Below are 19,200 nucleotides of genomic sequence, written 5' to 3' on the forward strand. Positions count from 1 at the left end.
GTGGGGCCGGCGCGGCCGCAGCCTGACAGGCCCGACTCGGATCGTGTGGACGCGTGCCGCCGTGGACGCCGTCTCAGAGCAGGCGGTCCGCGTCCGCGCCGCCGCCGACCACGACGCCGCCGCTGCCGACATTGACAAGCTCGAGCAGCTCCCGGGGCGTCCGCGCGCTCGTCGCGGCGTCGTCGGAAAGCTTCACCCCGTACTCGTTGGCAATCCGGGACGTCGTTTCCAGAAGGGCCAGAGAGTCGTATCCGAGGCTTTCGAACGACGTGTCCAGGATGTCGCCGTCGAGATCGATCCCCTCCTCGGCGCCGGCACCCTCGCGAAGAACACGTCGCAGATCATCGATAGTCATTGGCCGGGAATTCATGGTCGCCTCCGCACAGATCGTCGGTCATTCCGGTACCGGGCCGCGGGAGTCGGCTCGGGTGAGGTCGGTGCCACCCGCGCTGTGGACGGAGCGGGCGACCAGCGCCGAGTTGAAGCCGCCGTGCCCCCTGGCGAGCACGAGCGCCGTGCCGACCGGGCCGGGTCGGGGCGTGGTCACCAGGTCGATCCCGTGCTCCGGGTCGACGGTCACGTTCACAGTCGGCGGGATGACGGAGTCCCGCATGGCCAGCAGCGCACCGACCACGTCAAGCGCCCCCGCACCGGAGTACAACCGCCCGGTCATCGTCTTCGGCGCGGTGACCGCGACACCCCGTCGCCCGAACACCCCTCGGATGGCTTCCGCCTCGGCCCGGTCGAGCTCGGGTACCGCGGCCGCGTCGGCAAACACCACGTCGACGTCGGCCGCCGACACCCGCGCGTCCGCCAGGGCCAGCTCGATGGCGCGCGCGAGGCCGGGGACGCGCATGGTGCCGGGCCGTGGGTCGAAGGTGGCCGCGTACCCGGTGATCTCGCCGTAGATACCACTGACGCCCCGATCCCGGGCAGAGCGGGCGTCTTCCAGGACGAGGAGCGCCCCGCCTTCGCCCGGAACGTGCCCGCGGGCCCGCCGGTCGAACGGCACGAACGCGGACACCGGATCGTCATCGGTGCTGAGCCGGCCGCTGGTCAGCTGGGCAACCCAGCCCCAGGGGCAGATCGAGCTGTCCACCCCGCCGGAGACGATCACCCTGGCGCCTCTCCGGATCTGGCGCCTGGCCTGAGCGATTGCGTCCAGACCCCCGGCCTGGTCGCTGACGATCACGCCGCCGGGGCCGCGCAGGCGGTGCCGGATCGATATCTGGCCGGTGTTGACCGCATAGAACCAGGCGAAGGACTGGTAGGCGCTGAGGGTCTGTTGCATTGCGGGATGGCAGGGCATGGTTGACCCTGTCGAGTGTGTGATCAGATCGCGAGGGTGAGCTCGGTGAACGCGGCTGTCAGCCGTGCGTGCGGGTCGGTGTCGGTCCCGAGTTCGTAGTGGCCGCGGCGGATGTTCTGGACCAACGCATGACCTGCGCTGATCGTCTGGGCGGAACGCAGCCGTTTCAGTCCGCGCATCGGGCGGAGCCCGGCTTTCAACCGGCTGTGATCGGATTCGATCCGATTGTTCTCCCGCGCGGCATCCACGTGGCAGGCCTCGGGTACCAACTCGTCAAGGATCCGCGGGTAGACCGGGGCCTTGTCGGTGGTGACCTCGACCGGCCGGCGCCCGTGGGACAGCGCGCTGGTGAAGAACCGGCGTGCCGCAGCCTGATCACGGCGGGTGCTGGCCAGGACGTCGATGACCTGCCCATGCTGGTCAACTGCCCGGTACAGGTACGTCCACCGGCCGGCGACCTTGACGTAGGTCTCGTCGACGAACCACCTGTCCCCAGGACGGTGCCGACACGGCCGGGCCGCGTCCACGAGCAGGGGCGTGAAGCGTTGGACCCACCGATAGATCGTGACGTGATCGACCTCGAGGCTGCGTTCAGCGAGAAGCTCCTCGACGTCCCGGTACGACAGCGCATACCGCAGGTACCACCGCACCGCCAGCACGATCACCTCGGGAGGGAACCGGAACCCAGCGAACTCCGATGGCGGAGCCAGCGGACGGACACGACGTCGACGCATGACTCGATCATGACTGATCGGTGGCCGCGATGGCGGACTTCGCCGATGCAACAGTGCCCGACCTCGACCTGTGCCGCGGCGAACCGTTCGACCAGCTCGCGCAGCCAGCGCAGCTCGCGGGTGGCGTCCGCGACAGTGCCCGGGGTGATGCACACCCGCGGTCCCGCCGCCGGGCGCCGCAACCACTCCGGAGCCAGTCCCCCACCGTTGTACGGCAGGTACCGGATGCGGATACCCAGCCGGCTGCCGACCAGCGGCGCGGCCAGCGCGAGCGGATCATGCACCAAAAGGTCGGGCTCCCAGTCCCTGCAGAGATCGACGACCCCGTCGGCCATCCCTGCCGCGACCGCCGCGAACCAGGTGGTCGCCTGGACGAGGCGGGGACCAGGCCGCGCACTCGGGTCGGATGGCGGCGCGGCAGGCTGGATCAGGCCGGGAGGCGGACTGGGACCGACCGGCGAGACCGACAGGCCGCACGCCGCGAAGTCGGGAGCGACCGCGACCCGCACCTCATGGCCGGCGAGCTGTATCGCCCATGCGGTGGGCACCATCGGAAGAAGATGCCTGGAAAGCGGGCATGACACGAAAAGGATACGCACGTCGTCCCCTCTGATTCGCGCGCTGACGCGGTGTCAGCCCGCGCACTCGTCGTCCGGCGACGTCCGTTTATCCGGCGGCGTCCGCCACGTGTTGCCCAGCCTGGTCCAGGATCAGCCGGACCTTTGAGCCGAGCTCGGTGCGGATGAACGAACGGGCCTGCTCCAGGCTGGTGCTCGCGCCGAGGAGCTCCGCGATCCCAGGGCCGTTGATCACCACGGTCTGGATCGAGCGGACCACAGTGTGATCGCCGCCGTCCTCGATGTCCCACCGCACGTGATGGCTGCTGGCCAGTGGCGGCAGTCGTAGCTGCTTGTAGACGATCCCGCGGGGTGGTCGGCCCACCCGCGCGGTCCGTGTCGTCAGCACACCACCCCGGCGCTCCGCGGTGTCGATCTCCACGAGCTGGACGTCCGGCTCGTCCTGCTGGACGTCCACCCGCGTCACGTGGGGCAGCCGGTCGGGCCACCGGTCGACCGCATACAGGAAGTCGTAGACACGATCGGCCGGCCCGTCAACACGCACGTCGTCGTGCAGCGTAAGCAGGAAGTCGGGTGCACTCACCGCCCGCTCCGCGGCGGCCCGCACCGCGGCCGTCTCCGCCTCGGCCACCACGTCGACCTGCCGGACCACCGCACCGATGTCCGCCGATACGCCCGCCGTCACGCGCAGCTCATGCGCCAGCCTGAGCAGGCATTCCCCGTCGGAAACCGGGACGACGGTCCAGGCACGCTCCATCGACTCCAGCGGCGGCGGTGGCTGCTCCACGCGGAACCAGATCCGTAGATCCTCCTGCTGACACCGACGGAACGCGACCCAGCGCTCGACCCGGGTGCCGGATGTGGTCCACATCCCCACCCGTTCAAGTTCGCCGTCCGTTCCCAGCCTCTCGGCGTGAACAAACGGGGCGAAGATGCTCGGCCAGTGCTCGAGCCCGGCCAGCAGCCGGTAGACGAAACCGGCTGGAGCGCCCACCCGAATCTCGTGTTCCCTGCGCAGGAATGGGGCCAGCGTCATCGGAGACGATCCCTTCGGTGGAGACGGTGCGGAGCGAGCGGACAGCGGCGGCCCGGACAGGGCGGACTGGGCAGACCGGCAGGGTCAGGCCAGCCAGAGTGTTGCGTGAGCCGATCCGTCGGCCGCGGTGGAGGACCCCGCGACCGCGCCTCGGTCGTTCACGCCGTACGCCTCCGCCGGCCCGGCGGTGGCGGTCGGCAGCCGGGTGACCTGGCCGCTCGGACTCCACGCCACCGCGCTGCGGGTGCCGTCGCTCGCGCTTAAGAAGCCGATGACGATCCCCCGCTCGTTGACGCCATAGGCACCGGCACCGGTGTCGCCGGGCAGCGGCGGCAGCTCGGTGATCCCACCGGCGTGGTCCCAGCGGACCGCGTGCGACCTCGCACCCGTGGTGGCGAGACCGACGATGATGCCGGTGTCGCTGACGGCGCTCGCCTCACTGGAGTCGCTGCCCGGCAGGTCGGCGAGTCTGGAGACGGTTCCGTCAGGGTTCCACCGGACGGCCCGCGCAACGCCGGCTGCAGTCTTCGAATAGCCGACGATCACACCCCTGTTGTTGATCCATCCCGCGGAGCTGGCGGTATCCCCCGGTAGCTGGGGCAGGGCCACGGGCGTGCTGGCCGAGGTCCACCGCAGCGCGTGGTACAACCGGTCCGGCCCACTCCAGAAGCCGATGACCGTGCCCTGGTTGTTGACCGCATAGGCCCGGCTCAGAATGCTCCCGGCAGGCGTCGTCAGCGCGGTGATCTGGCCAGCCGCGTCCCATTCCACCGGATGGGTGGGGCCACCGGGAATCAGGGAGGCGCCAACCGTCACGGTGCCAGCGTCGTTGATGGTGAAGGCGACGCTCGCCTCGTCCCCGGGCAGGGTGCCGAGGTCGGTCGGTACACCCAGGCTGTTCCACCGGACGGCGTGGTTGCGGCCGCTGGCACTCGCCGAGTAGCCGACGACGACCGCGCTGTTGTTCACGTCGTAGGCGCCGCTGCTGCTGCCGCCGGGCAGGGTACCGAGGTCGATCACCGACCCGCCGGTGCCGGCCGACGAGGGTCCGGCGCTGACCAGCGGGAGGGCCAGCGCCACCACCGCAGCACCGATCGCGCGAAAACCGCGGACGCGGCGGGTTCGCCGTCGCCGCGTCGTCCCGGCAACTCGGGGTGACGTGCTTGTTCCGGTCATGCGCTTCCTTTCACAAGGGAATGACAACGGCGCCTGCCGACGTGGTGCGCAGCGGCGCGCGGAACGGTTCGCGCCTGCCCGCACAGCATTCGCGCGTGGCGGTCCTTCGTCGGCGGTGGCGGAGCGGGGCGCCGGAAGCCTCGGGCCTGCTTTGCGTGAGCCGTTGCCGGACGGTGTGCGTCAGGTTTCCCCGGCCGGCGGGAGTTCTTCGGCGGCCGGGTGATGATCCTCCAGGGATCGTCGCGGTCTCCTTGTCTCGGCGGGGCGCCGGACTCCGCGTGCGGGACCTGGACCGCAACGCGCCGTGCCTCGCGGAAAAGATCTCAGATCGCTCTCGAGCGTCACCAGCGCCGCGCTCCGGAGTCGACCGAGGCCCGTTCGCGGCCTGGTCGAGATGCGCTGGAGATCCACTCGGCACCTGCTGGAGGTCCCGTCGAGGCAGCTGGGGTGAGTCGGTCCGGTCCTGGTGTCCGGCACCGGGCGCCCCGGGGGCGAGGCTGTCGGCAGCGCCGTCCCGTGGCCCTCGCGGCGCGACGACCCGGCACCCAGCAGCTTGCGGAGTGATTCACTCCGTTATAAGATCTCCAAATCGGAGTGAATCGCTCCGATTGACGAAGAGGGCGGGATTGTGCGCGCTGTGGTGATGGACCGGTTCGGCGGCCCGGAAGTACTCACGGTCCGCGACGTCGCGGATCCGGTTCCAGGACGCGGCCAGGTGCTGGTAGCGGTCGAGTACGCCGGCATCACCTTCGTCGAGACGCAGGTCAGGGCTGGCCGTGGCCCTGCGCTGCGAAACCCTCCGCCGCTGCCCCGGGTCCCGGGTAACGGCGTCGGCGGACAGGTCGTCGCCGTCGGAGCGGACGTCGACCCGGCCCTCGCCGGAGTGGTGGTCGTCACGACGACGGGAGGCACCGGCGGCTACGCCGAGCTCGCCGTCGCGGATGCGGACGACCTGATCCCGGTGCCCTCCACCGTCCCGGTGCGGGACGCGGTGGCGCTGCTGGCGGACGGCCGCACCGCGGTCCTCCTGCATGGCCAGGCGGAGGTGAAGCCCGCCGAGTCGGTGCTGGTCGAGGCAGCCGGCGGCGGCCTCGGCAGTCTGCTGGTCCAGCTCTCGGCGGCCGCCGGCGCCACGGTGATCGGTGCCGCGCGCGGCACCGCCAAACGTGAGCTGGTGATGTCCCTGGGCGCGGCGGCCTACGTCGACTACTCCCGGCCGGGCTGGACGTTGGAGGTCGTCGAGGCCACCCGCGGGACGGGTGTCGACCTGGTCTACGACGGTGTCGGGGGTGACATCGGCGCCCACGCCCTGACCACCCTGCGGGCCGGCGGACGGATCAGCATCCACGGAATGGCCAGTGGCAGCTGGACCGAGCCGCCCGCCGGCGTGACGGTGATCAGCGGTGATACGCCGACACCGGAGCAGATGCGTGCGCTCGCCGCGGAGGCGCTCGCGCAGGCGGCGGCCGGCAGGCTACGCCCGATCATCGGTCAGACCTACCCGCTGGGCGAGGCGGCCGCAGCCCACCAGGCGATCGAGGACCGGGAGACGGCCGGCAAGACCCTGCTGGTCCCATGACCCGGCCCGAGGCCCACTCCGGCTCCGCGGATGGACCGAACCCGTCGAACGATCTGGAGCAGGCCGGTCCGAGTCTCGTGCCGCTGGCCACGACCCTGATCGTCGGGGCGTTCGCGGCCCTGCTCGACACCACTGTCGTGGCGGTCGCGATCGACACGCTGGGGCGCGACCTGCAAGCGGACATCACGGTGATCCAGTGGGTCACGACGTCCTACCTGCTGGCGATGGCTGCCGTCATCCCGGTGGTCGGCTGGCTGGTCGACCGGTTCGGCGCCCGCGCGATCTGGTCGGGTGCCCTCGGGCTGTTCCTGGCCGGATCGGTGCTGTCAGGCCTGGCCTGGTCCGCTGGCGCGCTAATCGCCTTCCGGGTGCTGCAGGGCCTGGGTGGCGGCATGATCCTTCCGCTGACCCAGCTGGTACTCGCCCGGGCCGCCGGCCCGCAGCACTTCGGGCGGGTCATGGGCGTCGTCGGCCTGGTCGGCCAACTGGCGCCGATCTCCGGCCCGGTGCTGGGCGGCCTGCTGATCGACACCTGGGGCTGGCGGTGGATCTTCTTCGTCAACGTGCCGATCGTCGTGGTCTCGCTGCTCATGACAACACGGTGGTTCCCCCGCGAAGACCCGCGCACGGAGCGTTCCCTGGACGTGGTGGGCCTGGTCCTGCTGCCCACCGGCATCGTGGCGATGATCTACGCGCTGTCGAACGTCGAGTCCGGAAGCACGGTGGTGTCCGCACAGGTGCTCGTCGCCGCGCTGGTCGGCGTCGCGCTGCTGGCCGCCTTCGTCCTGCGGCCGACGACACCAGGCCGGCCGTCGCTCATCGATCTACGCCTGTTCGGCGACCGTTCCTTCCGCGGCGGCTCGGTGATGCTGTTCGTCTTCGGCGTGACGAGCTGGGGCCCGATGTTCGTGCTCCCCCTCTACTACCAGCAACTGCGGGGGCTGTCCGCACTTGACGCCGGGTTCGCCCTCGCACCGCAGAGCGTCGGCCTGGGGCTTGCGTACCTCGCAACCGGCCGGTACGCCGACCGGCTCGCGCCACGCCCGCTCGTGGCAGGGGGTCTGGTGGTCGCGAGCGCGGGCACTCTGCCGTTCGTCTTCGCCACCGCCGACAGCAACCTGACCCTGCTTGGCATCTCGCTGTTTGTCCGCGGGATCGGGTTCGGGGCCGCGAGCCTGCCTGCCAGCGCCGCCGTGTACCGGACGCTACGAACGGCTGACATTCCGGGCGCGACCAGCGCGAGCAACGTCATCCAGCGCGTCGGCGCGGCGACCGGCACGGCCGTGATGGCTCTCATTCTCCAGGCGGACGGGTTCACCCCTGCACTCACCTGGATGTTCGTCCTCACCTCGGGCGCGCTCGCCGGGACCGTGTTTCTGCCAGGGCAGAAGCCGGCACCGGCGCCGCGGGACACGGTGCCCACGACGACGGCCACCGGCGCCCAGTAGGTGCGAGCAGGGCATCGGCGGCCCTCGCGGTGTCGCCGGTACTGACGATGTCCGCTGGCCGAGGGAAGTCAGCGGGTCACGGGGCGTCGGAGCGTCTCGTCAAAATCGAGAGAGGGGTCGACACACTCATGATCAACGTTGCGATCGTGATCGGCAGCACGCGCCCGGGGCGGCGCGCAGGGCTCCGGCACGTTCGCGTTATGACCGGCTCGTCCGCGCGCCGACGGGACGGCCTGGATGTCCGTATCGTCAGGGAAAGCCGTGCAGGTCGAGCGCGGCGGTGGCGGTCTTGCAGGCCCGGCGCCCGGCCGGAACGTAGCGGTGGCCCGCGGCGCGGACCGCGTGCGCGACAGTGGCGCGGAAGATCGCGAGGTTGGCCGGGCCGCGGCGGGTCCGGCTCCGGCTCGCGTCCTCACCGAAAGTGACGTCACGGACGTGGTGCTGACGGTTCTCGATGATCCACTGGCCGCGGGCGGCGTCGGCGAGGAACCCGGCCGAGGCCTGCTCGAAGGCCAGATCCGTGATGCCGTAGACCGTCTCCCGGCTGGGTTTCCTGCCCTTCTCCCGGCGCCAGCGCTGGATCCGGACGGCCTGGCGGGCGTGCGGGAACTCGGCGTGCTCGACGGTCGCGGCCTTCAGCGTGCGGGTCTCGTCACGGCCGTGGCCATGGTCGTGGGTGGTGTCGGCGACCGGGACGTCCGCCCACGGCAACGCGGCCAGGAACGCGCGCAGCGTTGGCTGGTTGCCCTTCACGACCGCAAGGTAATGGGCCTTCTTGTCGGTGACCAGCCAGTCGAGATGGTCGCGCACGGTATGCAGAGCGTCGAAGGTCAACAGGTCGCAGGCAAGGTCGAGGGGCTCGAGGACAGGGCGGAACGCCTTCGTCTCATTGCTCTTCGAGTCCACCTCGTGCTGGTTGACCAGCCGGCCGGTCGCCTGGTCGGCGACCCCGACCAGTTGGACCTGCCGCCCGTCGGCGCGCTTCGCGCCGCGGCTGGTCTTCCCATCCAGTGCGTAGACCGCCCGCACCGCTTCTCCCGCCGCCTCGGGTGACGCCGGCTTCGGCGGGGCCGGGTCGGCCAGCGGCGGATCGAGCAGTGCGCGGGCGAGCCGCGCGTCGTCGGTGTCGTTGAGGAACCGGCGGATCGTCGACTCGCTCGGCAGCCGGTAGCCGTCAAACGGGTCGTACGGCAGCCGCAGCCGGCGCCGTTCCTCCTCCGTGGTGCCGGCGAGCCATTCGATCACGGCGGTGACCCGGTCATGGCCCGCCGCGGTCAGCGCGCACAGCCACACCGCCGCCAGCACCGCCAGCGGGTAGACCCGCCCACGTCGGCCCCGGTGCTCGCCCATCGCGTGCAGCCGCTGCCAGATTCCCTCACGCGACACCGCGCCGGCTCCCACCACACCGGCCGCGTCACGCGACAATGCCCCCACAGGCACGTGCGCTCCCGGACCACGAAGACGTTAGACACCTCCGTGATCTACAGGCGCCGTGCCTGTCTTCTTCTCAGCGACGCGTGACCTGGCCGTGTCCGCCCGCCGACCCCCGCGCCCGCCCGATCAGGGCATACCGGGACCCCACCAGCCAACTCCGGGCGGACCGGGACCTCAGCTGACAGAACCGGCCAGGGCACCGCCCAGCAGGCCAGAACAACGAACACCTGGATCGATCACGCGATCAGCGCCACCCAGGACGCACGGCCACGATCACACCAAAGCGCGAACGTGCCGGAGCCCTGGGGCGGCGCGGCGAGGCCGTCGCGCGCTGGGTTCACGACATCGCGGTCAAGCGGGCAGACGCCCGTTTCGGGCTACTCGACCTCAGGGATTTCAACCTGCCGCATCTCGACGAGGAGATGCCGCCGGCGATGGGCCAGTACCAGCATCCGCACACGAAGGCGTGGGCCGAGGCAGTGGCGGCGTTCGACGCGTACGCAAGTAGTACGTCGTAGCAACGCCTGATCTGCACGTTCATCCCGCTTGCACCTGCAAGCAGGCTTCCGCGTCAGCCTGGGGCGAGGGAGACGTGTGCCTTTTCTCCACCGGAGAACAGTGATCTGCACCACAAAAGGTGGGTGGGGTGCGCCGTCTCCTTGCCGGGCGGCCAGCGTCGCGCGGGGCCGCGCTCCGGTCCGGCTCGTCCTGGCCGTCCCGGCGGGCGTTCCGCTCCGGGAAGCGGGGCCAACGCGGACGGCGGTCGTATTCTTTACTACTCCCCGGAAAACCTGGCCCACGCTCGCAGGAAATAGACGTGACTGTTTCTCGTGAAACATTCCGGCTCGTACGAAATGCCGGCATGGCGTGGATCGACGGGGTATTATGGGCGGTGGAAGGTAAGTGAATAGGGCGGCCCGGAGTGGTGTTACCAGCACCATCCCCGGGCCTTGATCCCAAATCCTGCTACGAACAGGAGTGTGGAACCCATGGCCATGGTGCCATATGGGCCGGCCGGTGCCGGTAGCCGGTCGGTGACGAGTGTGGATCTCCAGGTGCATCCGGCGGAGTCGGCGGATGTGCATCTTCCGATGCCGGGACCTCGGTTCTCGGTGATGCGTCCGACCCTGCTGCTTCCGGCCGGGGTGCGGGTGAGCGTGGCCAGTGACATGCCGTACGACGTGGCGGCGCGCTGGTGGGACTCGCTGACGGTCGCGGGGTCGGCGGCGAGCCAGTGGTACACCGCCCAGGTCAACGGCTGGCCCGGTGGCAAGGATCGTCGGGACGGGGGCCGGTGATGGCGGGCTCGCTGCGGGCGTTGCACTTCATCCGCCAGGATGCCGGCAGCTACGGCGACCTGGCAGACCAGCGGGCGGTGTTCGCGGTGGCATGTACGGCGCGCGGCTGGCAGGCCGGAGGTGCGGTCCGTCAGATCGGGTCGGGTCCGCACGCCTGGTCGGCGGTCGTCCGGCTCGTCGGGTCGGGGGCGTACGGCGTGGTCGTGGTCGACACGGTGGAACGGCTCGCGGCCACCGAAACCGGGCGGATGGCGGTCCTGGGCCTGCTGCGCCGGACGGGGGTGCGGCTGCTGGTCGCACGCGAACCCCTCGACACCGGCGATGCGATCGGCCGTGCCCTCGCCGATTCCCTGCTCGACCCGGAGGAACAGCGGACACCGCTCGCGGCATGACCTGACCCACGGCTGATCAAACCCGGGTTCGGGGGCTTCCACGCCACCCGACCCGGGTTTTGATCTTTCACAGAGTTCGGGCTGAGCTGATCTCCTCCGTCGGTCGGGCGGCGTAGCCCTACCCCGGGTTCTCCTGGCCGGGCAAGGGCGCCGACGGCCCGTACCATGCTGGGTGCGGTGCGTCCCTTGCGCGGGTGGGAGGTTCCGGGGTAGCCCTTCAGGGGTCCGGGCGGCGGAGGCGATCAGCGGACGTACGCGGCCTCTCCCCCTCCTCCAGAGTGAGGGCCGGGGTTTGGGGCGGAGCCCCAACAACCAGCAGCGGCACCGTCCTCGCGGACGTCGCGCGGCTCCTGGAGCACCGGCGTGGACCAGCGGCATCAGCATCGCCGATCGTCACGGTCGTCACGGACCCTCTGGCGGGGGGCCTGACGCTCCGACACGCCGACGGGCCGACGCGCCCACGGGGCGACGCTCCGGCCGGGGTGCCGACCGGAGGGAGGCGGGGCCCCGGCCGGGTGCGGCGATCCCGTAGGCGCGGCGCGCACGGGGCGACGCGCGGCGCGTGCGGCAGGCCCCCCGCGGCGGCCGAAGGCCGCCCTTGAGGCGGTACAGAACATTGGCGACGATCTTTTGGCATTGGCGGATGCGGGTTAGCGGCCTGGGTTAGGTGAACCACTCCATCGGTAGGGCGCTGGGCACATCTACGGCTTGATGCCCACAAATGTAGCCAGGTCGGCTAGACCGGTCTTTCGGGCTCTTCGGACGCTCGTAGCGTCTAGTAGGTCGCGTATTAGTCTGCTGGCTAGGCGCTGCTCCCGTAGCCATTCCGGGGTGAGAGTGTAGACATCTTGAACTGTCTGAATGGCACTCGCGTAGTCTCTTGTGGCCGTTTGTGCCTCGGCCACAGCGAGAAGGTGACGTGTCCAGTTGCTCAGTGGCATGTTCTCAGTCCGACGGACCCTCCGGGCCAGAGTCAATGCACGGGGCGCATCGCCTTGCGTCATGGCATTTTCGACCTCGATTGCGTCGACTTGACTCGGTCCGAACGCCGCCCAGTACTTAGCGTAGTCCATTTTTCCGTCGGCTACACGCGCGGCTGAGCTACGGGCATACGAAAGTAGGTCTTTCGCTGTTTCCGGACGGTTGTTCCGAGCTGCGGCGGCAGAGGCGCCGGTCAGCAGTCTCCCCCATACTGCAAGGTGTTCGGGGGTTGCTGACATGATGCTTGGCTCGATCTCGGTGGCCATGTCGACGGCCACCTTTTCGGCATCGTCGAATCGGCCTTGGCGGATGAATGCCCACCGGTAGTACACCACTCCGCTTGCACGGAGAATCGGGTCTCCGGCTTGCTCCGCCGCTTCCATGCTCCGGCGTATGGCCTCGCAAGCCAAGTCCTCCCCGCTAAGCTGGATGAGAATCGAGGCAGCCATAATGTAGGCGTGCGCCAGCAGGCGATATATACTCTTCTGGTCCTCCTCCTGGTGTATGCCCGTGGCGGCAGTGATGTCCTCGATCAGTTCTGGAGCGGTCCGAACGGCCTGCGGATACCGCGCATAATGGTAGTCCTGGGTCAGCGCCACCAGACGTTGCCGCAACGGTTGGAGCGATAGGGCCGGTTCGTCGGTTTGCCCGCTGGAAGGTCCAGGGAGCAACAGTTTCCGAAGCGGTATGAAGGCCTCATTATCGCTCACCGTCTCCTCCTGCTCCACCTCAAAGAACGTAGCGGTAGGAACGTCCAAGGCCCTAGCAAGGCTGTGCAACGTAGAGATGCGTATGCCGTCACGCTGGCCCTGCTCCAGCTTCGTAACCAGGTCGGTAGACACGCCTGCACGCTCGGCAAGCTCGGTCTGTGTCATCGAACGGCGTACACGTACTTGAGCGACCCGGTCGCCCAGAGCCCGGATCTCCGTCACGCCGTGACTCCTCCCTAGGACGCTGCGTCCTACCTTTCACGTTCCGTAGCTCAATCCTACGTCTTCCCGTCGGTTCATCTGGTCCGCTCTTGCCGGAAGGATCACAGCAAGACATCCGGAGTTAGGACGAGCGCCGGGAGCAGACCGACGGGTCTCCCTGGCTTCGGATGCTGCGGCGGTCTCGGGTGGGGCTTCGTCAGGGCCACACCCCCTGTGCTCTGCCCGGGCTGCTGTGCCGTGATGACGTCGAAGGGGGAGCCGTGGGCCGCTGGGAGGACGAGCATTTTGCCCGGTTGGAGTGTGAGGTGCCGGTGCGGGGGCGGGATCGTCTGGCCTGGTGGCGGACGGCGCGGGCTGGCCTGGGGGCGGTGGAGGTGGCCGCGGTGCCGGTCGGCGTGCTCGGGCTGCTCGACACCCCGGGGATAGCGGTGCGGCATGGCCGGCTGCCGGTGACGGGAGCGGGGTTGCTGTTCGAAGCCGGGGAGTGGGCGCTGTTCCTGGCCGGGGTGGGTCGCGGTGAGTTCGGGTTCGCCCGGTTGGCGACGTTGACGGTTCCCCCGTTGCCGGTTCCCCCGGCTGCCGGTGCGGGGGCCGGTGATGGGTGAGCGTGCCCGCGTCGGGGATGGGACGGGGTCGGGCTGGTCGGAGGCGTGGTCACGGATCCTGGCCAGCACGGGGGCGGATCAGGCGGCCACGGTGTGGGTGGTGGCGGTGGTCGACGGGCCGGAGCGGGACGTGGACGGGGTGGTGGGCTACTTCGCCACCCCCCGGGACGCGGACCGGCATGCCCGTGCCCACGGATACGGGGAGTGGCTGGTGGTGCCGGCGCTGGTGCTGCACCGGCCGGATGATCCGGTGGTGATCCTGTGACCGGATGGCCGTTGCTGGTCCTGGACGGCGACGGCGTACTGATCACCAGCTTTCCGCGGGCGGAGTTCGACCGGGCGCACCGGTGGGCGCATGCCCGGGCCGGGGAACCGGTGGTGGAACTGCCCATTCTGGTGGAAGACCTGCTGGTACGGGTGACGTGGACGATCGGGCGGACCTCGTGCACGGCGACCCGCTGGGGGGTGCTGCCGGACGGGCCGGCACCACGGCTGGGCTGTCTGCTCCACGGTGGCGCCCGGTCGGGACGGGAGACACGGTGACCCGGCTGTGGGAGGTGCAGGCCGGCAACGTTCCGGACGTGGAGCTCCCCGGTGGCGACGGGCTGCTTCTGGCCGGGCCGGTGCTGGACGTGGACTGTAACCGCGCTGTGCAGGTGAGGGTCCGGCCGGTGGAGGACGGGCCGTTGCTGCCCGCGGCGGTGGCGGCCACGGCACAGGACGGGGTGGCCACGGTGACGGCGCACCCCCGGACCTGCCCGCCGGGGAACACCCGGCTGGCGTTTCTGCTCGGCCGGTACATCCACGGGGACCGGGTGGCGGCCGGGGTGGACATGCCGGTGGTCACGGTCGGCTGTGCGCTGCGACCCGAAGAGTTCGGGGGGGTCGGCATCATGCCGGTGTCGCATCGGGTTCGCCTGCTGGACGGCGGTGGCCGGTGGGTGGAACACACGATGTGGGAAGTGATGTCCCTGCCCCGGTACGCGGCCTTGGCCAGAGAGAACCGGCTATGAGCCCAGACGCGAGGAACGGCGATCCGCCAGGCCGGATGTGGACGATCAAGCAGGACAGGATTCCCCGGTGGGGCCGCTATCTCGGCGGCCGGACGGGCGACGGGTTTCTCATCGCCCGGCCGGTCCGTAGCTCTGCGGCGGGCAGCCGGCTGCGCATGGCGTTCTACCCGGCGGGATTGAAGCCGCTGGCGATGGAAGCGCTCGGGGCTGCGATCGCGGCGCCGGATGTGCGGGGCACGGTGACCATCCATACCCGGGGGTGTGCGGTAGAGGCCACGGGGTTGGCGGTGGTGACCGGTCTGCGGCTACGGGCACAGCACCCCAAGGATGATCTTGGGGTGATCACGATGGGGGGTGAGGTTCCCGACCGGTACGACGGGATGCCGGGCGAGTGGGTGCCGCATCGGGTCCGGGTGGTGGGCACGGAGGGCCGGGCGCGGCTGCGCACCGGGTGGGAACTCGTCCCCACCCGGAAGATCCGGGATCTTGCCGCCCGGGTGCGAAGGGACGGCATCCGCCTGTGAGCCCGTGACGGGTAGAGGTCCGCCTGCCTGTCACTGCGGGGAGGACCCTGCCCTGCCCCCAACCACCGGGCGGGGTCCTCCCATCCTTCAAGCGACCCCGGGCCGCGCGCCGTCGTCCCCAACTGCCGCCGGTCCGGGGTCTTTCCCCGCCCCGATCGGGAACATGTGTTCGATCCTGGTCGTTGGGACGGGTGGATGATCCGAGATGTTCCTTCGCCGGACCCGGGATGCGTCGCTTTGGTGCCGCGTGGTGTCGCCATCCCGACGACGGCGAAACCGACGATCATCTACCGTGGATTGTTGTCCATCCGATGTGATTGGTTCTGGTTTCCGGGGCTGGGGGTCGGGGCAGAATACGGTTAACCAGTGTACGAGATGGTTGAAAGTATACTTTCCCATCTGACGAGTAGTTACGCCACTTTTCGGGCCGCCCTTAGGCTGCTGGCTGCTTGGGTTAACAAGGTCCGCGGCGTCTTCGTATGTGCCATGCTGGCGCGTGGCTGAAGACTGCCGCTGCCCTTCTACGGAAGGGTGAGGACCAACCGCAGGAGTTCTGTAGTCGGGTGGCGGCGGTCTTTGTTCGACGGCTGATTGCTGTCGTGGGTCACGTGCCGGTTTTCTCCGTTGCTGTCGCGTGGCTGGCCGTCCCGGCGGGGTGTGGGGATGGCGGGCTGTGCGCTTTCGGAAGAAAGCGGGCTTCCCGTGAACCAGGAAACTCTTCCTCTGCCAGCGCCGTCCGCGAAGGTCGCCGGTGGCTGTTCCCGGCCGATCCGTCTCAAGGGCCATACGGATCATGTGGATGTCGGTACGGGTGAGATCCGCCGGGCGTTCACCAGCGCGGATCAACCGGGCGGGGTGTTGCATGTGCGGTGCAACAACCGGCGGGAGAGCGCGTGCCCTGCCTGCTCGGCGGTGTACAAGCGCGACGCCCGGCGGCTGGTCCTGGCCGGGCTTGCCGGTGGCAAGGGCGTGCCGGAGACGGTGACCGGGCATCCGGCCTGGTTCGTCACGCTGACCGCGCCGTCGTTCGGTCCGGTGCACTCGCGGCGCCAACACGGCGGGAAAACAGGTCCGGTCCGGGCGTGTCATCCCCGGCGGGGGCTGTGCCCGCATGGGAAACCGGCGGGTTGCCATGAGCGGCACCGCGAGGATGATTCCCGGCTCGGCTCGCCGCTGTGTCCGGACTGCTATGCCTACGGCCGGTCGGTGGTCTGGAACGCGCTGGTGCCCCGGTTGTGGAAGGCCACGCGGGACGCGGCGGAATCGGCGGTGGCGGCGGCGGCCGGGTTGACGGTGGCGGGGCTGCGCCGGGCGGCGCGGCTGTCGTTCGTCAAGGTCGCGGAGATGCAGGCACGGGGAGTGGTGCATCTGCATGTGGTGGTCCGGGTGGACGGTCCGGACGGTCCCGGCTCGGCTCCTCCGGGGTGGGCGGCTGGTGAACTGGTCGCGGACGCGCTGCGGGGCGTGGTCGGGTCGGTGGCGGTCCCTGCTCCCGACCCGGACGCGAGCACCCTCGACACCGGCACCGTTGCCGAGGACGGGTGGGCGGTGCGCTGGGGTGTGCAGGTCGATATCCGGCGTATCGCGCTCGACGGGCCCACCGATGTCGGGCGGGTCAGCAACTACCTGGCGAAGTACATCACGAAGTCGGCGGCGGCCGGCGGGGCGTTGGATCATCCGGTGCGGTCGCTGGCGGCGCTGGGCCGGCTGGTCCTGGCCCCGCATGCGCGCCGGTTGGTGGAGACCTGCTGGCGGCTCGGCCAGGATGCGGCGTTCACCGTGGCGTTGGATGCGGCGCTCGGCCGTGACTCCGGCGATGTCCCTCGGCTGCTGCGGTGGGCACACCAAATGGGGTTTGGTGGTCACTGGCTGTCAAAATCGCGGGCGTACTCGACGACGTTCACCGCGTTGCGGACGGTACGGCGGGTGTGGTCGCGCACGATCGGCGCGGCGATGGCGGGGCGGCTGCCGACCGATGCGTTCGGCCGGGTCGACGGAGACGAGAACACGATCGTGCTCGGCACCTGGACCTATACCGGCCGTGGGCTGTATCTCGGGACCGGGTACGGTGCTGACCCGCCCGGCCTTCCGCCGTCTCGGGCGGCTGGTAGCCCGGTGGGCACCTGGCGGGCCGGACGATGAGCACCGGAGGTTCTGTTCAGCCGTCGCTGTTCGATGACCTCGACGATGCCGATTCGGGCGCGGTGGTGGTGGGTGGGCTGGTGGCTGGCCAGATGATGAGCACCGTAGGTTCCGATGTTCCTTCATCGGTGGTGGTGGCCACGATTCCGGCGGATACCGGGAAGACGGGACGCGCGGCGGTGTGGGTGGGTGGGCGGGCCGCCCGTCGACCGGCGTCGGCGCGGGGCGCTCGGCGTGGTCTCGGGGTGGATGCGGGGGCGGCCGGTGAGCGTGGGACGGGTGGGGATCCTGGGCCTGGTCGGCAGCGTGGCCGGTCGGCGGGGCGTTCTGCCGCTGCCTCGTCGGCCGGTGAGCCTGCCGTGTCAGACGTGGACGGTGAGGCGGCGGCGGACGCGCGGTGGATCGCCGCTCAGCTCACGCGGGCGCCGGAACCCTCGGCGTTGATGGCGGCGGCGATCGTGACCGCGCTCGCGCCGAAACCCACGCGGAACGGCGGTGGCTAGGCAGGGCTGGGATTGCGCCACTGGGGGTCCAACCGGTCACGCAACGGAAGATCCTTCCCGGGGATCGCGATGATCCGTTCAATGATCGTCGATAGGACGCGGCGTTTCTCCGTCAGGGTGCCGTTACGCCATAGCCGTAGTGCCTCCTGGCCGTCCAGGACGGTCACGAGACGCGCCCGGCGGGCCAACTCGGCGTCGATCTCCCGTAGCCGGGCCTCGATCTGGGCTTCGACCTGGCCACCCAACCGCAGACTGATCTCTTTGGCCGTGATGGCGCGGGGGAGGTCGGCAAGCTCCTGTTCCTTCTCGGTCCGTTCGGCCTTCAACTCCTCGGCGTCGGCGACCTCACCCGCCTTCTCCCAGTCCCGGCGCACAAGGTAGGCGTCAACCAGGCGGGTCATCAGGTCGTCGGCATCGGCGGCGTTGATGTGGAACGACTGGTCACACTCGACATGCTCACGGCTCTTACCGAGACGATGCCGCCACAGCGCGTACGCGCGGGGAGAGTTCCTGATCAATGATCGCTTGCACTTGTGGCACACATAGTAGCCGGCGAACACGTGTTTGACGGCCGTTCCGGTGCCTTTGCGGGTTTTCACGGCTTCCAACGCCGCACAGGTCTCCCGCCACTCCTCCTCCGTGAGGATGGCAGGGAAGTTCGCCATCGGACCGACCACGGTCCACCCGCGGTGGACGTTTCCCGTTGCGAACAGTCCAGCGATGCGCGGGTTACGCAGCATCGCTGTCAGACTGGCCCGTGTCAGGGTGCCGGTCTTCATGGTGTCGTCGGGCCTGGTCCGCCGGTGCGGAATGCGTAGACCACGGTCATAGAAGTCGTCCGCGACCTTGAGTACGGCTTCACCTTCCCGGATCCGCTGCGATGCCTCGCGTAGCCAACGGGCCTGCTCCTCGTTGACCGACCACTCGGTCACGATCTTCTTGCCCTTCCGGCTGATCGTCTGAGACCAGCCGAAGCCGACCGGGCCACCAAGGAACTCCCGGGCCTCCCGCTTGGCATCCAACTTCCGCTTTACCAGCTCCGACTTCAGCCCGGAATCGCTGACCGACTTCCCGACCGCGCCATGCCAGGCATCGCGGTCCCGCTGCCTGCGGAAGTCGTAGGTCGTGGCCTTCTCACCATCAGTGACGATTAGTCGGCCGCTGACCCGCTGCATGATCTTGCCGAACTCCGCGCCGACCACTGGGTCACGGGTAATCCGGCTCTCCTCCCACGCCACCACGACCCGGTGCTTCCCCGTTCGTAGCGTCGTAAGGAATCCTTCGAACTCCGGCCGGACCACATCCTCACGCCAGGCGGAAATCCCGTCATCGGCCCACGCCCGGGCTATCCAGTACTCACCCGTCAGCCGCGCGTAACGCTGACCTCGGGCGAACTGGTCCGGGATACGTGCGTCATTGTCGACATCGGACATCCGGCCGTACCACAGGGCCGGCTCGGCATCGGGCCATTCGGGCAAGGGGAGCAACGAAGGAAATTCCATACGATGATGCTACG

19 protein-coding genes and 2 pseudogenes are annotated in these 19,200 nt (G+C 69.6%); 12 read left to right on the forward strand and 9 right to left on the reverse strand.

The annotated features are described in order from the left end of the window. Positions 1-73: 73 nt before the first annotated feature. The 6 genes and pseudogenes from FRANCCI3_RS20950 to FRANCCI3_RS20975 all read right to left on the reverse strand — a co-directional run bounded on the left by FRANCCI3_RS20950 (position 74) and on the right by FRANCCI3_RS20975 (position 4,833). Positions 74-370 carry an acyl carrier protein gene (locus FRANCCI3_RS20950; RefSeq protein WP_011438510.1) on the reverse strand — a complete coding sequence of 99 codons (297 nt, stop codon included), beginning with the start codon at positions 368-370 and terminating at the stop codon, positions 74-76. A gap of 24 nt (positions 371-394) precedes the next feature. Beyond that, a pseudogene (locus FRANCCI3_RS20955) lies at positions 395-1,285 on the reverse strand (beta-ketoacyl synthase N-terminal-like domain-containing protein); the annotation flags it as partial. A gap of 47 nt (positions 1,286-1,332) precedes the next feature. Next, positions 1,333-2,043, reverse strand: coding sequence for an IS6 family transposase (locus FRANCCI3_RS20960; protein ID WP_041258031.1), 711 nt, complete (start codon positions 2,041-2,043; stop codon positions 1,333-1,335). Then, entirely contained in the window at positions 1,971-2,594 is a 624-nt protein-coding gene (locus tag FRANCCI3_RS20965) for a nucleotide disphospho-sugar-binding domain-containing protein (protein ID WP_035942187.1), read from the reverse strand. Before FRANCCI3_RS20965 ends, FRANCCI3_RS20960 begins: the two co-directional genes overlap by 73 nt. Positions 2,595-2,709: 115 nt before the next feature. Further along, positions 2,710-3,657 carry an aromatase/cyclase gene (locus tag FRANCCI3_RS20970; protein WP_011438514.1) on the reverse strand — a complete coding sequence of 316 codons (948 nt, stop codon included), beginning with the start codon at positions 3,655-3,657 and terminating at the stop codon, positions 2,710-2,712. Positions 3,658-3,741: 84 nt separating this feature from the next. Next, entirely contained in the window at positions 3,742-4,833 is a 1,092-nt protein-coding gene (locus FRANCCI3_RS20975; protein WP_011438515.1) for a hypothetical protein, read from the reverse strand. Between the two features lie 628 nt (positions 4,834-5,461). Here FRANCCI3_RS20975 and FRANCCI3_RS20980 point away from each other — a divergent pair. Further along, positions 5,462-6,412, forward strand: a complete 951-nt coding sequence (locus FRANCCI3_RS20980; RefSeq protein WP_011438516.1) for a zinc-binding dehydrogenase — start codon at positions 5,462-5,464, stop codon at positions 6,410-6,412. Beyond that, complete coding sequence (locus FRANCCI3_RS20985; protein ID WP_011438517.1) at positions 6,409-7,860, forward strand: DHA2 family efflux MFS transporter permease subunit; 1,452 nt, start codon at positions 6,409-6,411, stop codon at positions 7,858-7,860. Before FRANCCI3_RS20980 ends, FRANCCI3_RS20985 begins: the two co-directional genes overlap by 4 nt. Before the next feature lie 249 nt (positions 7,861-8,109). On the opposite strand, the gene FRANCCI3_RS20990 is transcribed toward FRANCCI3_RS20985, so the two are convergent. Next, a complete protein-coding gene (locus FRANCCI3_RS20990) occupies positions 8,110-9,300 on the reverse strand; it encodes an ISAs1 family transposase (RefSeq protein ID WP_011434597.1) in 1,191 nt (396 codons plus the stop codon). 266 nt (positions 9,301-9,566) lie between these two features. Here FRANCCI3_RS20990 and FRANCCI3_RS29230 point away from each other — a divergent pair. The 3 genes and pseudogenes from FRANCCI3_RS29230 to FRANCCI3_RS21005 all read left to right on the forward strand — a co-directional run. Then, positions 9,567-9,806 (forward strand): annotated as a pseudogene (locus FRANCCI3_RS29230) (NADPH-dependent FMN reductase); the annotation flags it as partial. Positions 9,807-10,385: 579 nt separating this feature from the next. Then, positions 10,386-10,592: a hypothetical protein gene (locus FRANCCI3_RS21000; protein WP_237704550.1), complete on the forward strand. Its 207-nt coding sequence runs from the start codon at positions 10,386-10,388 to the stop codon at positions 10,590-10,592. Beyond that, the gene (locus FRANCCI3_RS21005; protein WP_011438519.1) at positions 10,592-10,984 is read left to right on the forward strand and encodes a hypothetical protein; all 393 of its coding nucleotides are present in this window, start codon (positions 10,592-10,594) and stop codon (positions 10,982-10,984) included. The genes FRANCCI3_RS21000 and FRANCCI3_RS21005 overlap by 1 nt, the downstream gene beginning before the upstream one ends. 701 nt (positions 10,985-11,685) lie before the next feature. On the opposite strand, the gene FRANCCI3_RS21010 is transcribed toward FRANCCI3_RS21005, so the two are convergent. Continuing rightward, the gene (locus FRANCCI3_RS21010) at positions 11,686-12,897 is read right to left on the reverse strand and encodes a helix-turn-helix domain-containing protein (protein ID WP_011438520.1); all 1,212 of its coding nucleotides are present in this window, start codon (positions 12,895-12,897) and stop codon (positions 11,686-11,688) included. Positions 12,898-13,082: 185 nt separating this feature from the next. Between FRANCCI3_RS21010 and FRANCCI3_RS21015 the strand changes: the two genes are divergently transcribed. From FRANCCI3_RS21015 to FRANCCI3_RS21045, 7 genes are all read left to right on the forward strand, one after another. Next, on the forward strand, positions 13,083-13,502 hold the full coding sequence (locus FRANCCI3_RS21015) for a DUF397 domain-containing protein (protein ID WP_236701561.1): 420 nt from the start codon (positions 13,083-13,085) through the stop codon (positions 13,500-13,502). Beyond that, the gene (locus tag FRANCCI3_RS21020; protein WP_167534321.1) at positions 13,495-13,767 is read left to right on the forward strand and encodes a hypothetical protein; all 273 of its coding nucleotides are present in this window, start codon (positions 13,495-13,497) and stop codon (positions 13,765-13,767) included. The genes FRANCCI3_RS21015 and FRANCCI3_RS21020 overlap by 8 nt, the downstream gene beginning before the upstream one ends. Continuing rightward, entirely contained in the window at positions 13,764-14,045 is a 282-nt protein-coding gene (locus FRANCCI3_RS28435; protein WP_041258037.1) for a hypothetical protein, read from the forward strand. Before FRANCCI3_RS21020 ends, FRANCCI3_RS28435 begins: the two co-directional genes overlap by 4 nt. Beyond that, the gene (locus FRANCCI3_RS21030) at positions 14,042-14,515 is read left to right on the forward strand and encodes a hypothetical protein (RefSeq protein WP_041258039.1); all 474 of its coding nucleotides are present in this window, start codon (positions 14,042-14,044) and stop codon (positions 14,513-14,515) included. Before FRANCCI3_RS28435 ends, FRANCCI3_RS21030 begins: the two co-directional genes overlap by 4 nt. Further along, positions 14,512-15,039 (forward strand): hypothetical protein, encoded by a 528-nt coding sequence (locus FRANCCI3_RS21035; protein ID WP_011438523.1) that lies wholly within the window; start codon positions 14,512-14,514, stop codon positions 15,037-15,039. The genes FRANCCI3_RS21030 and FRANCCI3_RS21035 overlap by 4 nt, the downstream gene beginning before the upstream one ends. 663 nt (positions 15,040-15,702) lie before the next feature. Then, positions 15,703-17,181, forward strand: a complete 1,479-nt coding sequence (locus FRANCCI3_RS21040) for a replication initiator (protein WP_011438524.1) — start codon at positions 15,703-15,705, stop codon at positions 17,179-17,181. Then, positions 17,178-17,684, forward strand: coding sequence for a hypothetical protein (locus FRANCCI3_RS21045; RefSeq protein WP_011438525.1), 507 nt, complete (start codon positions 17,178-17,180; stop codon positions 17,682-17,684). The genes FRANCCI3_RS21040 and FRANCCI3_RS21045 overlap by 4 nt, the downstream gene beginning before the upstream one ends. Here FRANCCI3_RS21045 and FRANCCI3_RS21050 read toward each other — a convergent pair. After that, complete coding sequence (locus FRANCCI3_RS21050) at positions 17,681-19,186, reverse strand: recombinase family protein (RefSeq protein ID WP_011438526.1); 1,506 nt, start codon at positions 19,184-19,186, stop codon at positions 17,681-17,683. The two genes, FRANCCI3_RS21045 and FRANCCI3_RS21050, sit on opposite strands and share 4 nt — an antisense overlap. Positions 19,187-19,200 lie beyond the last annotated feature (14 nt).

It is taken from the genome of Frankia casuarinae, assembly GCF_000013345.1.
Classification (GTDB): Bacteria; Actinomycetota; Actinomycetes; order Frankiales; family Frankiaceae; genus Frankia; species Frankia casuarinae.

What these genes read in the sequence shown, in the direction of transcription:
- FRANCCI3_RS20950 (WP_011438510.1), bottom strand. Translation starts at nt 370, where the DNA reads ATGAATTCCCGGCCAATGACTATCGATGATCTGCGACGTGTTCTTCGC.
- FRANCCI3_RS20960 (WP_041258031.1), bottom strand. Translation starts at nt 2,043, where the DNA reads ATGCGTCGACGTCGTGTCCGTCCGCTGGCTCCGCCATCGGAGTTCGCT.
- FRANCCI3_RS20965 (WP_035942187.1), bottom strand. Translation starts at nt 2,594, where the DNA reads ATGGTGCCCACCGCATGGGCGATACAGCTCGCCGGCCATGAGGTGCGG.
- FRANCCI3_RS20970 (WP_011438514.1), bottom strand. Translation starts at nt 3,657, where the DNA reads ATGACGCTGGCCCCATTCCTGCGCAGGGAACACGAGATTCGGGTGGGC.
- FRANCCI3_RS20975 (WP_011438515.1), bottom strand. Translation starts at nt 4,833, where the DNA reads ATGACCGGAACAAGCACGTCACCCCGAGTTGCCGGGACGACGCGGCGA.
- FRANCCI3_RS20985 (WP_011438517.1), top strand. Translation starts at nt 6,409, where the DNA reads ATGACCCGGCCCGAGGCCCACTCCGGCTCCGCGGATGGACCGAACCCG.
- FRANCCI3_RS21000 (WP_237704550.1), top strand. Translation starts at nt 10,386, where the DNA reads ATGCCGGGACCTCGGTTCTCGGTGATGCGTCCGACCCTGCTGCTTCCG.
- FRANCCI3_RS21005 (WP_011438519.1), top strand. Translation starts at nt 10,592, where the DNA reads ATGGCGGGCTCGCTGCGGGCGTTGCACTTCATCCGCCAGGATGCCGGC.
- FRANCCI3_RS21020 (WP_167534321.1), top strand. Translation starts at nt 13,495, where the DNA reads ATGGGTGAGCGTGCCCGCGTCGGGGATGGGACGGGGTCGGGCTGGTCG.
- FRANCCI3_RS21035 (WP_011438523.1), top strand. Translation starts at nt 14,512, where the DNA reads ATGAGCCCAGACGCGAGGAACGGCGATCCGCCAGGCCGGATGTGGACG.
- FRANCCI3_RS21040 (WP_011438524.1), top strand. Translation starts at nt 15,703, where the DNA reads ATGGCGGGCTGTGCGCTTTCGGAAGAAAGCGGGCTTCCCGTGAACCAG.
- FRANCCI3_RS21045 (WP_011438525.1), top strand. Translation starts at nt 17,178, where the DNA reads ATGAGCACCGGAGGTTCTGTTCAGCCGTCGCTGTTCGATGACCTCGAC.
- FRANCCI3_RS21050 (WP_011438526.1), bottom strand. Translation starts at nt 19,186, where the DNA reads ATGGAATTTCCTTCGTTGCTCCCCTTGCCCGAATGGCCCGATGCCGAG.